This window comes from Legionella busanensis (genome assembly GCF_900461525.1).
In the GTDB taxonomy this organism is placed as follows: domain Bacteria; phylum Pseudomonadota; class Gammaproteobacteria; order Legionellales; family Legionellaceae; genus Legionella_C; species Legionella_C busanensis.
Genome location: NZ_UGOD01000001.1, coordinates 2,549,360 through 2,562,313, shown reverse-complemented (window position 1 = coordinate 2,562,313; position 12,954 = coordinate 2,549,360). Strand labels below are relative to the sequence as shown.

Sequence of the window (12,954 nt, the reverse complement as noted above, 5' to 3'; positions counted from 1 at the left end):
ATATATTTAGGATGGCAATGACCAAAGTAACGCTTGAACAATGGCGAGTATTACAAACTATTGTAGAAGAAAAAAGTTTTGCTAAAGCAGCGGAAAAGCTACATAAAAGTCAATCAAGCATTAGCTATTCATTAATGAAATTACAAGAGTCCTTAGGTATCCAAGTGATGAATATACAAGGACGCAAAGCCGTTTTAACTGAACAAGGCATCCAAGTTTTAAATATGTCTAAGCAATTAATACGCTTAGCTAAAAATATTGAGAATGCAGCCCTTAATTTTAAATCTAATTATGAAAAAATTTTGCGACTCGCGGTTGATGAAATATTTCCTCCGCAAATACTACTAACAATTCTGCATCAATTTAGCTTAATTAATACCCAAACTCGGATTATCTTAAAGCATGGCCTCTTATCGGGGCCAAGTGATCTGCTAATTAATGGTGAGGCTGAAATAGCCATTATTTCAAAAATTCCAGAAGGGTATGTCGGTGATAAGCTTTTGGATGTAGAGTCTATTCCCTATGCCCACATTGACAGCCCCTTACATCAAAAAGAATTGACGTTAGATGATCTTTACCACGAGCGTTATATTATCGCTCAGGATTCAGGTATAAAAAATCAAAGAAACGAAGGCTGGTTAGGGTCGGAATTTCATTGGAAGGTCAGTTCGATGGAGATGAAAATTCAGTGTGTAGCTCAAGGTATTGGCTTTTCATGGTTACCTAAACAATTAGTAGAAAATAGAAACTTACCGATTAAACCGCTGCGTTTACAGCAAGATAATATTCGAACTTATCCTTTATATTTAGTTCATCATAATCCACAGGAAATGGGTCCTTCAGCACGACAATTAATTGATTTTTTTCAAGAATATTCAAGTGTTAAAATTTAAAAACATCTAGTCTATAGTAGCCTTGATGCCGCGAAGCGTAATCAAAAAAATATTTTTCTTCAAAATCAAAATTGCAAAAGATAAGATTTAATTGAATGGTATTAGAAAATAAAATTTATAAAAAACCTTGATTACGCTTCGCTGCATCACGGCTATTTTTTAAGTATATTTTTATTATTCATCAACTAACTAATGTCATCATAATATGACGTTTCAAATATCTTTTAGGAAATATGATGCAGCAACTTATATTTAGGATAAGTATTCTTCTTTTAGCCATAACTTCAAGCTATTCGGAAGCTTCAGAAAATAGGATTAGAGTAGCTGCTGTTCCTCAGTGTAAGGATATTCAGGTGCCTGATGTTAAAAATATTCAGATTAGTAATCAAGGGAATCTTTATACTTTTAAGTTTACATTACCGAGTTGCGGCCATTCTTCATACCAAGTTAATTATCCGACTGCTTATATCGTGCAAGAGCTTATTGATGGTTTTTATAAAGAGGGCTTATTAAATCTAACTGTAAATCAAGATCCTCAAACACCATTGGCAAAAGATCAATTTTTACTTGAAGTACAACAGTCACTTTTTAACGATCGATTTGTTTTTAAAGAAGAAGTCCAACTTGCTTACGAGCGAAATTATATTCATATGATTAATCAATCGCATATAATTCCTGGTAGTGTAAGCAAAGCATTAGAACCATTTAAAGCGTTACGTGATATGCAATGGAAAAATGATTGCCAACAAGAATCGGCGGGCTGGTGCTTTACATGGGATGGCTATTTTGCAATAACTTGGGATTGGAATGGCAAGGGAAGTGTTGATGAGATGAAAAATTATGTCATTAAAACAATTTTACCGCAGATTTTTCGTGAAAGTTATATCCGATATGAACAGTATGTTTATAAAGCAGCTAATTCATAATAAATAGATTTTCTACAATGTTAACTATTATCAGTACTTTTTATACGTAAAAAGAGGTCGATATAAATAATCTAGTGCCTTCCCTGCACTAGGTTTTAAATATTGATTTCTGTGGATTTTATTAGTTTTCTAGTTTCTTAGATTAAATTTTTTACCTAAAACTATGAATTTAATAATATAAAATTTTCTATCAAGTGATGTTAAGAAAACCTTGTCAATCTAAATCCTAATTTTTTATTTATCAACTGTTTCCTTAAGAGCTTACTAAACCAAGACTATAATTTATTTAAAGACATAGAAAATAAAGGAGAGTACTGTGTCTAAGTATTTTGATTTTGATGAAGAAGAGTTAGAGGAACATAACTCTATTGCTAGCTATTCTGACCATAAGGTAGAAGAATACTCTTTAGCGCAAGATTATTCTTTAATCAAAGGATTTGAAACAGCAGCTGATATAATTATCCAAAAAATGAGTGTAGATAAAGAGGTTGGGCCTGAATATGACAATTTAGTCTATCCTCTTCTTAATATATATGTTTGTATAATTGAATTCTCATTAAAGCTGGTTTTAAAAAATCTTCTCAATCACCTTAATAACGGTTGTGAGTATCTTGAACGTCCAAAATCTAATAAGTTAATAAGGTTAATTAATAATAATCATGATTTAAAAGAGTTATTTAAAAATCTTAAAGATATTTTAAATAATAAGAAACATCCGCATAGCAATCTAGATTTTAAATTCATAGCTGAAGTCATTAAATCATTTAAAAACAATGCGGCTAGTGCAATAAGCACACAATACCATTATACCAATATGAAATATATTTATCCTTTTTATCAAGAATTAAAAAATATCAAAATTTTTAAGTTGCATGAAGATATTAAAAAAATTATTTATATGGCATTAGATTATCCCAATAATGAAGATTTCAAATTATGTGAGCTACAATTTCTTACACCTTGGGGCCTTACAAAACTTAAAGAAATACAACAGTTAAGTATAGAGAGTGCTAAACTTTTTAAAAATGTATTGCCAAGAAAAAAGTCACAAGATCCACCTGCTATGAATTTAACTATCTCAGCTTTTATTAAAGATTTAAAACCTACAGCAGAAGAGGTTAAGTTTTATGATAACATCAAGCATCTTCCTATAAAGCAGAAAAAGGCATTATTAACTTGTTTATACTTATCATATCAACCACTTAGTCAAATTAATGTTGAAACGATATCAGATAAGGAGATAGATGATAAAATATATGAGTATAAGCATTTATATCAACGAGGCATTGATAATCTAAAGCAATATATCTCTGAGATTTCACAATATCAGCTCTAAGATTTTAATTTTGAAGTAGCAGTCCACTTGATCTATTAATAGTATCAACTTGAGTATTTTGTCGTTTTCGCGCAGGCAGAACTCTATCTTAACACTGGCACTGTGCCTACATAAAAATAGATTCCTGCTTTTGCAGAAATCACAGAGCTGTTCTTAAGTTAATACCATTATCTGATCTAATATACTTGCACTTTACCAATATCCAATATTAGGTGCAGACATCCAAGGTTCTTGCGGTGGTAGAGCGTTGCCTTTTTGGAGTAATTCGATAGAAATGTTATCCGGGGAGCGTATAAAGGCCATGTAGCCATCTCGAGGCGGCCTATTGATTACCACACCTGCATCTTGTAAGCGTTGGCAAGTCTCATAAATATTATCTACAGAATAAGCAAGATGGCCAAAGTTACGACCTTCGGGATAAGTCTGATTATCCCAGTTGTAAGTTAATTCAAGCATAGGACTTTTAGATTGCTCATCTTGGTTTAGATCACCTGGAGCGGCTAAGAATACTAAAGTGAATTTGCCTTGTTGATTCTCTATTCGCTTTATCTCAACAAGTCCTAGTTTATTACAATAAAAATCGAGGGAGGCATCTAAATTAGTGACCCTAACCATGGTATGTAGATACTTAATCATGTTCGCTCCTAAATTTACTAACTAGATTTTAGAATAAAATTCTTAAAAAGAGCTACCTAATATACCTAAACTTTATTAGATTATTTTAGGTTGACTAAGTTGTTCCGCAAGGTCTACATATTTTTGTGCTTTTTGCTGATGTGTTAAGCAGCGAGGTTTAAATAATTTTGGCGTGTAATGAATCTCTAGCGTCGGTGACATTTGCTTTAACGTTTCTTTTTTAGGATTTTTGGTTATTTTAGGATCTAATGTTTTTTCTAAATCATTAACCGCTCTATCAACGGCTTCATTAATTTTAGTGAGTTCTTGATTGAACGTCTCTTTTAATGCTTGATATTCTTTTTTACTTTCATTTCTCAGTCGTTTAAAAATAATATCAGGAGCAGCTGTGTAACTTAATTCGTTATTACTGTGGATATCATACCATTCTAAATATAAGAGATTTAACTGAGCAGCATTGTCTTTTTGTGCCTCAAGTTGTTCAGTAGTTAAAATTCCTTTCTCTTTATCGGATTGATAAAATTTATCTAATTCAATACACGTTTTAATGGCTTCTATATAATAATCTCTGGCAAGTTTGGCTTTATCATAATTGCCAAATGACGCTAACATACGCTCATTGATCTGAAATTCAGGTATTTCATAAGCGCCACCATAGTAAGCCTCTCGTAGCCCATTATATACTTTATCTTTTACTTGTACGTATTTAGTAGCTAATGCTATGCCAATAAATAAAGCAGGTATAAAAACGGCAGCAAAAGCGAGCTCAGGTAATCCTAAAGGAGATAATAAAGACGCGACAAGAACAATAAAACTAACCGCAATAATAACTGGCATGACAGTACGATATAGCTTCCAGAAAATACTTTTTTCATACAAAGCAATTTCTTTATACTCTGTGTAAAGAGGTAAAAAAGGACTAAATAGGTTGGTTAATATGGATTTTGCTTCGGCGACCTGATTGGCAGCGCGATTATAATTATAGAAATCAAAAATAGCTAAAAATGAACTTTCATTTTGGGTAGCAAAGCCTGTTGCTTGAATAAAGGCATGCGCATCGGAGAGGCGACGTAGAAACTCATTAGCTTGATTAACAATAGGATGAGAAAGTAAATAGGATAAAGAATTTAAGGATGATGTAGAATCAGTCTTATCTTCTTGTGTCCAAGGGTCATTAATTAATAGTAATTGTTTTTCAATGTAGTGTTTTATTTTTTGATGATATTGTTGTAAAAGTTCATGTATTGATAGTTCCGTATGATTATTAAATGCTTGTAAAATAGCATCTGCAATTAAGTTGGCTTGATCTTGATTAAATTGTTTGAGATTAATAAATTGCAAGTCATGTATGCTAATTTGATCCATACAATAATAGATAAGAGAACTTAATTGCTCTTTCTCTAATTTATTTATTTCTTCTGGCGTTTTATTGGATAAATTAATTGCTGCTAATAATTTTTCAAGTTCTGTTTGTGAGCTAGCCGTATTAATTCGATAATTTAATAAATGAAAATACTTAATTAAATAAAAGAGATTTTCCTTGATTTCTCCTAAATTAAGATTATTTCGTAATTCAGTTAATTCTAAATCATTATCAAAATTTGTAAGCCATGTTTGTTGAGCATCTTTATATTGCTTTTCTAGTTCTTTAATTTTTGCTTGATTTTGCCAGTTAGAGACTTTACTGAACTCTCCTCTAGCTTCTTCTAGTCGTTTTTTTAAATCAATTTTATGGTGAAGATAGGCTTGTGAATAAACTTGATTAATAATTTGTTGACGTCTTGTTTCTTCAACGCGATTTAACTTAGGAAAGTCTTCTGCTAACAAAAGGAAATCACATTTATCTTTTATTAATTGAAATGCTTTATCTTTTTTCGCTTTTGCTTTATATAATTCAATCTGTTTTTTAATAGTATCAGCGAGTTGTTCTTTTTCTTTTTCTATAGACGAAAAAAGCAAATTAAATAGATTTAGAGAATGCTGAAGATGACTTATATCTTTCTTAATCTTCTTTATTAAGGTAATAAAATTTTGTCCCGTAGCACTTACTTGAAAAGTGAGTCGTTCATCGAGAGATAAGAGAGAATAGCCAGGAATTATCTTTTCAGCGATATCTAAAAATTCCATTACTTTCTTTATTATTTTTTAAACTGCCAATTTTTTAACATAGAATTCTTAAGGAAATCTTAAAAGCAACATCTTAAATTATGTAATATAGAAAATATTAGTGTCTTAATTTATGGTAATCGCTTATGACTGGCTTACTATAATATTTTATTGGTATTAAAATTTAAGACAAAAATAATTTTACTTTCAGGATGAAAAATTGAAATCTTTTACCGACTAAGTTCAGTTTTGCTCTGCATGCTAGCAAAAGTTGTTTTCTGTTGAATTTGATTTATAAAAACTAAGCGCTTGTTAAAAAAAATTAAACAAGGCATATTTATATTTTTATGTTGTAATATTAGGGATAGTAATGAAAATCATAGGACGATGTTGTTCAATTGCAATAGCTTTATCTTTATTAACACCAAGCTCTTTTACATTAGCTGCTCCTATAGCTATCAGTGGTGGCGCTACTGCTAGCGGCACAGATGAGGTGGCCATAGATACAGATATAAATGCTAGAGGTGAAAATTCTACGGTAACAGGTTCTAACTCCAATGTAGCAGGTGCTCAATCTACAGCTACAGGTTTTGAAGCGAATGCCTCAGAAGAGGATGCAACTGCTGCTGGCATAGCTATCGGTGATGGCGCTACTGCTAACACTGATGCGGTGGCTATAGGTACAAATGCAAGTGCTGGCGGTGAAGGTTCTACAGCAATAGGTAATGCTGCAAATGCTGGGGGTGAAAGTTCTACAGCGACAGGTTCTAACTCCAATGCCGCAGGTCCCCAATCTACAGCCACGGGTTTTGAATCCAATGCCGCAGGAGCAAATGCAACTGCTACAGGTAGTGGTGCGCAAGCGACTCAGACTAATGCAACGGCGACAGGTAATGCTGCAAATGCTGGGGGTGAAAGTTCTACAGCAACAGGTTCTAACTCCAATGCCGCAGGTCCCCAATCTACAGCCACGGGTTTTGAATCCAATGCCGCAGGAGCAAATGCAACTGCTACAGGTAGTGGTGCGCAAGCGACTCAGACTGATGCAACAGCGACAGGTAATGCTGCAAATGCTGGGGGTGAAAGTTCTACAGCGACAGGTTCTAACTCCAATGCCGCAGGTCCCCAATCTACAGCCACGGGTTTTGAATCCAATGCCGCAGGAGCAAATGCAACTGCTACAGGTAGTGGTGCGCAAGCGACTCAGACTAATGCAACGGCGACAGGTAATGCTGCAAATGCTGGGGGTGAAAGTTCTACAGCAACAGGTTCTAACTCCAATGCCGCAGGTCCCCAATCTACAGCCACGGGTTTTGAATCCAACGCCGCAGGAGCAAATGCAACTGCTACAGGTAGTGGTGCGCAAGCGACTCAGACTAATGCAACGGCGACAGGTAATGCTGCAAATGCTGGGGGTGAAAGTTCTACAGCAACAGGTTCTAACTCCAATGCCGCAGGTCCCCAATCTACAGCCACGGGTTTTGAATCCAATGCCGCAGGAGCAAATGCAACTGCTACAGGTAGTGGTGCGCAAGCGACTCAGACTGATGCAACAGCGACAGGTAATGCTGCAAATGCTGGGGGTGAAAGTTCTACAGCAACAGGTTCTAACTCCAATGCCGCAGGTCCCCAATCTACAGCCACGGGTTTTGAATCCAATGCCGCAGGAGCAAATGCAACTGCTACAGGTAGTGGTGCGCAAGCGACTCAGACTAATGCAACGGCGACAGGTAATGCTGCAAATGCTGGGGGTGAAAGTTCTACAGCAACAGGTTCTAACTCCAATGCCGCAGGTCCTCAATCTACAGCCACGGGTTTTGAATCCAACGCCGCAGGAGCAAATGCAACTGCTACAGGTAGTGGTGCGCAAGCGACTCAGACTAATGCAACGGCGACAGGTAATGCTGCAAATGCCTCAGGAGTGCAAGCAACTGCTACAGGTACTGGCGCACAGGCTACAGGCAGTAGTTCAACAGCTGTGGGAACGGAGTCAAATGCTGCTGGCTTTCAAGCTACGGCGACTGGTGCTGGTGCCCAAGCTTTAGCTGATAATGCAACAGCTAATGGGGCTAATGCACAAGCAACTGCGACTAATGCCTCTGCAATTGGCACTGGTGCACAAGCCAGCGGCGTAAACTCAACTGCGATAGGTGTTAGTGCGCAGGCAACTGGTGCTGGCTCAACTGCCTCAGGTATTTTGTCCAATGCTGCAGGTAATCTAGCCACAGCTACCGGGGCTGGTGCTCAGGCTACAAATGACAATGCAACAGCGACTGGCGCTAATGCCCAAGCGGTTGGAATTAATAGTTTAGCCAGCGGAGTAGGTGCGCGAGCATTGGGTAGTAATTCTACTGCTTTAGGTGCGAATTCTCAGGCTTTAGCATTAAACTCAGTAGCAATTGGTGAAGGTTCAGTAGCAACTAGAGCTAATACAGTTTCTATAGGTAATGAGCTACAGCCAAGACAATTAGTAAATGTTGCAGCAGGGGTTGAGGATACAGACGCAGTAAATGTGTTTCAATTAAATCAAGTTGCACAGCGTGTCGAATCAAGTGTGAATAGAATAAATGAATTAGAAAACAAAATTTTTAATTTAAGAGGGGTAGTAAAAAAATTAGATAGAAGAGTTGACAGAGGTCTTGCTTCCGCTTCTGCTCTTGCTGGATTATTTCAACCATACGGTGTTGGTAAAATCAACTTCTCAATTGGCGTCGGAGGTTATCGTGGTGCGAATGCCGTTGCTGTTGGCATGGGTTATAGAAGGTCAGAAAATTTTGCTCTTAAAGCTGGCCTTGCCAGTACTGGTAATAACTCAATTACTTATAATGCTGCAGTGAATTTTGAATGGTAGAGGCTATCTTTAAAATTTAACATGGAAAACGATTTTTAATTTCAGGATGAAAAAAATGAATTCATTTATTGAACAAGCTCAGTTTTACTCTGAATACCATCAAAAGCCAATTACCTTTTATACGCATCTTATAGGTATACCACTTATTATTTTTTCCTTAATGATCTTTTTTGGTTTTTTTCATATTGTGGTTCCTAGGGTTATGGACGTTAGAGTATCTGATATTCTGACCGTTCTTATTCTTATTTATTATATAATTTTAAATTGGCGTTTAGGCCTTGTTTTAGTACCAATTTTTATTTTTATGGTATGGGTTGCTGATTTAGTAAGTTGGGCTGGGCCCACCAGAGGCACTTTATGGATGTTTATTATTCTTTTTATCTTAGGTTGGGTTTTACAGTTAGTCGGTCATTTTATGGAAGGTAAGCGCCCAGCGTTAGTTGATAATTTTTGGCGAGCGCTCATTGCACCTTTGTATTTAACCGCTGAACTATTCTTTAAAATGGGCCGCATGCAAGATCTTAAAAATCAAATTCATCCCGACTTATCTTTTGAAAAGGAAGCTAGTATTAATATGAAAAAGAATCCGTCAGATATTTTTCCTTAGTTACTTCAATTTAAAGCAAAGGTTTTATTCTTAATAAAAAATACAAGCAATGAAATAACGATTTCATTGCTTGTAATAATATTTCTAAATTTAAGCTGTATTAACTAAATAGCCACTCCTATTTAGTGACGTTTGAAAATAGTAGGCTGATTTAACTAACCTTTAAATGTTTCTATTTTATTTAAAGCTACCATAAGGGCGAGTAATAATTTCAAGTAGATGCCCATCTGGGTCTAAAAAATAGCAGCCGCGACCGCCATCATTATGATTAATTTGTTGTCCTTTAGATTGCGTAGGATCAGCCCAATAGTTTAATTGACGCTGGATAATTCGATTAAAAATTTCATCAAATTCTAACTCGCTGACAAGAAATGCAAAATGCCTAGACTGAATTTTTTCATCTGTAGTTGACTTAAAGTCTAAACTTACCTGATTGCTGGTTTTGACTACAAAAAAAGGGCCAAAAATAGATGGGGCAGGGAGGCCTAAAATCTCAGCTAAAAATGTGGCTGATGTTTTAGCATCTTTTGCTTGGATAATAGTATGATTGAGTTGAATGCCCATCGAATTTATTCCTTAAAAATTTCATAAATTTAACATAGTCGAAATGTCCTATTTCATCAAGTTAAGACTTATAAGCGCTCTTATATGAGTTTAATTTTTAATTAACATACTTATTAAAGTAGTTTAGGTATATTCAAATTTTTCATGGGGTAAATTCTGCTCGACTTAAGATTTTTAGAATTAAATACCCAAGGAAAAGCTCTGTAATCAGAGCTTTTCGATAGTAGATTTATGTTGTAATAATTTTTCTTTAGTAAGTTCTGCTTGCGCTAACTTTTCTTTTTCTTTAGTGATAATTTCAGCAGGCGCTTTGTCCGTAAATTTAGGATTATTAAGCTTGCCTTGTGCTAAAGATATATCTTTATCAAGTTTGGCGAGCTCTTTATTTAAACGAGCTAATTCTGCATCTTTATTAATAAGCCCTGCCATAGGAATTAATAATTCAAGTTCTCCAACTACTGCTGAAGCAGATACAGGTGCTTCTTCACCATCTTCTAAAAAATGAATATTGGCTAATTTGCTTAATGCCATTAAGATGGCTTGGTAATTTTTAAAGCGCTCCTTTTCTAGGGAAGTTGCATTTTTAATCTGTAGCATAATTAACTTGGCTGGAGAAATACTCATCTCGCTACGAATAGTACGTATAGATTGAATAATATCTTTAATCCAACTCATTTCGCTTTCTAAATTTTTATTAACGAGTTGTTCGTTAACTTGGGGATAAGCACTTAACATAATACTTTCGCTATTCTGACTAGTAAGCTTACTAGTCCGTTGCCATATTTCTTCCGTAATAAAAGGCATAATAGGGTGTAACAGTTTTAAGATTTGATCCAGCACATGGATTAATGTTCTGCGTGTGCCACGTTTCATAGCGCCTAGTGCTTGTGAATCATAGAGAATTGGTTTTGACAATTCTAAATACCAATCACAGTATTCATGCCAAACAAACTCATATAAAGTTTGTGCTAACAAATCAAAACGATAAGTGACCAAGTAATGGTGACAACTAGCTACCGCATGTTGTAAAGAAGATAAAATCCATTGATCAGGAAGGCTATATTGAAAGGCACCATCTTCTAGATCAATTTGTTCTTCTGTTTGCAATAAAACATAACGCGCAGCGTTCCATAATTTATTACAAAAATTACGATAGCCTTCAACACGATGTAAATCAAAACGTACATTGCGACCAAACGAGGCAAGGGAACAAAAAGTAAAGCGTAATGCGTCAGTTCCAAAAGCAGGAATACCTTCAGGAAATTCCTTGCGCGTCGCTTTAGCAATTTTATCTTTTAAAGAAGGTAACATCATATTAGTGGTGCGTTTAGCAATTAAACTATCTAGATCAATACCATCAACGATATCCAAAGGATCTAATACATTTCCTTTTGATTTAGACATTTTATGCCCTTCGCTATCGCGAATTAAGCCGGTAATGAGTACTTCTTTAAATGGAATTTTGCCTGTAAATTTTAAACCCATCATAATCATGCGCGCGACCCAGAAGAAAATAATATCAAACCCTGTTACTAACACAGAGGTAGGATAAAATTGCTCAAGCTCAGGTGTTCGTGCAGGCCATCCTAAGGTCGAAAAAGGCCACAGCGCTGAAGAAAACCAAGTGTCTAAAACATCTTCATCTTGCTTTAAGGGTAGACCATCATCTAGCGAGTATTTAAAACGTACATCTTTCTCACTATAACCAACATAAATATGGCCATGATTGTCATACCAAGCTGGAATGCGATGTCCCCACCATAGTTGTCGACTAATACACCAGTCTTCAATATTTTCCATCCATTGAAAATAAGTTTTAGTCCAATTTTCTGGAATAAAGCGAATTTCCCCTTTTTTAACGGCCTCCATTGCAGGCATAGCTAAGGGCTTTGTTTTTACATACCATTGATCGGTAAGTAAAGGCTCAATAATAACATTTGATTTTTCCCCGCGAGGGACTTTTAGTTTATGTGGTTCAGTTTTAACAATTAATTTAAGTTCATCTAAATCTTTAATAATCTGTTCACGTGCGATAAACCTATCCATACCTTGATATTTAATCGGTGCATTTTTATTAATAGCCGCTTTTTTAGTAAGGATATTAATCGCAGTAAGATTGTGGCGTTTACCAATTTCGTGATCATTAAAATCATGAGCGGGTGTAATTTTTACACAGCCCGTTCCAAATTCCTTATCCACATAGGTATCAGCAATAATAGGTATTTGCCGATTACAAAGAGGAAGATTAACGTATTTACCAATTAAATCTTGATAACGTTCATCTTCTGGATGCACTGCAATGGCCACGTCGCCTAACATAGTTTCAGGCCGGGTTGTAGCGATAACTATAAATTGATCTGAGTCAACAATCGGGTAACGAATGTGCCATAAAAATCCATCTTCTTCTTGGGAGATAACTTCTAAATCTGAAACTGCAGTACCTAATTTAGGATCCCAATTAACCAGACGAGTGCCTCTATAAATTAAACCTTCATCATATAATTGAACAAAGACTTTCTGCACAGCAGCTGAAAGACCCTCATCCATAGTAAATCGTTCACGTTGCCAATCTACTGAAGAACCAATACGCCGCATTTGCGAAGTGATTTGATTACCTGATTCTTCTTTCCAATGCCACACATATTCTAGAAATTGCTCTCTAGTCATATCTTTACGCAATAATCCCTTGCTTTCTAATTGACGTTCCACCACAAGCTGTGTAGAAATACCAGCATGGTCAGTACCAGGTTGCCATAATGTTTTATGACCTAACATACGATGATAACGAGTTAAAATATCCATTAGCGTATGCTGAAAGCCATGGCCCATGTGTAAGCTGCCCGTTACGTTTGGTGGTGGTAACATAATACAGTACGCTGGTCCTTCACCGTAAGGCTGGAAAAAGTGCTGATTTTCCCATTCTTGGTAACGAAATTTCTCTATTGCTTGAGGAGAATAAGTCTTATCCATGGTATAGCCTGTAATCAATTAATAATGCATAAGGCTGGTGATTTTAACACGTATTAGTTGTTATT

9 protein-coding genes are annotated in these 12,954 nt (G+C 35.6%); 5 read left to right on the top strand and 4 right to left on the bottom strand.

Annotated elements, in window-relative coordinates:
* Positions 1-17 precede the first annotated feature (17 nt).
* From DYH30_RS11365 to DYH30_RS11355, 3 genes are all read left to right on the top strand, one after another.
* Positions 18-893 (top strand): LysR family transcriptional regulator, encoded by an 876-nt coding sequence (locus DYH30_RS11365; RefSeq protein WP_115331769.1) that lies wholly within the window; start codon positions 18-20, stop codon positions 891-893.
* A gap of 236 nt (positions 894-1,129) precedes the next feature.
* Positions 1,130-1,819 (top strand): hypothetical protein, encoded by a 690-nt coding sequence (locus DYH30_RS11360; protein ID WP_242604725.1) that lies wholly within the window; start codon positions 1,130-1,132, stop codon positions 1,817-1,819.
* Between the two features lie 316 nt (positions 1,820-2,135).
* Positions 2,136-3,155 carry a hypothetical protein gene (locus DYH30_RS11355; protein WP_115331767.1) on the top strand — a complete coding sequence of 340 codons (1,020 nt, stop codon included), beginning with the start codon at positions 2,136-2,138 and terminating at the stop codon, positions 3,153-3,155.
* Positions 3,156-3,347: 192 nt separating this feature from the next.
* Here the strand turns inward: DYH30_RS11355 and DYH30_RS11350 are convergent, their stop codons facing one another.
* Both DYH30_RS11350 and DYH30_RS11345 read right to left on the bottom strand, forming a co-directional pair.
* On the bottom strand, positions 3,348-3,788 hold the full coding sequence (locus tag DYH30_RS11350) for a VOC family protein (RefSeq protein ID WP_115332567.1): 441 nt from the start codon (positions 3,786-3,788) through the stop codon (positions 3,348-3,350).
* 78 nt (positions 3,789-3,866) lie between these two features.
* Positions 3,867-5,918 carry a hypothetical protein gene (locus tag DYH30_RS11345; protein ID WP_115331766.1) on the bottom strand — a complete coding sequence of 684 codons (2,052 nt, stop codon included), beginning with the start codon at positions 5,916-5,918 and terminating at the stop codon, positions 3,867-3,869.
* Between the two features lie 349 nt (positions 5,919-6,267).
* Between DYH30_RS11345 and DYH30_RS11340 the strand changes: the two genes are divergently transcribed.
* Positions 6,268-8,748: a YadA family autotransporter adhesin gene (locus DYH30_RS11340; RefSeq protein WP_115331765.1), complete on the top strand. Its 2,481-nt coding sequence runs from the start codon at positions 6,268-6,270 to the stop codon at positions 8,746-8,748.
* A gap of 55 nt (positions 8,749-8,803) precedes the next feature.
* Positions 8,804-9,355 (top strand): Mpo1 family 2-hydroxy fatty acid dioxygenase, encoded by a 552-nt coding sequence (locus tag DYH30_RS11335; protein ID WP_115331764.1) that lies wholly within the window; start codon positions 8,804-8,806, stop codon positions 9,353-9,355.
* Between the two features lie 177 nt (positions 9,356-9,532).
* Here DYH30_RS11335 and DYH30_RS11330 read toward each other — a convergent pair whose 3' ends face one another.
* Positions 9,533-9,919 carry a VOC family protein gene (locus DYH30_RS11330; RefSeq protein ID WP_115331763.1) on the bottom strand — a complete coding sequence of 129 codons (387 nt, stop codon included), beginning with the start codon at positions 9,917-9,919 and terminating at the stop codon, positions 9,533-9,535.
* Between the two features lie 207 nt (positions 9,920-10,126).
* Positions 10,127-12,889, bottom strand: a complete 2,763-nt coding sequence (locus tag DYH30_RS11325) for a valine--tRNA ligase (RefSeq protein WP_115331762.1) — start codon at positions 12,887-12,889, stop codon at positions 10,127-10,129.
* Positions 12,890-12,954: the final 65 nt, after the last annotated feature.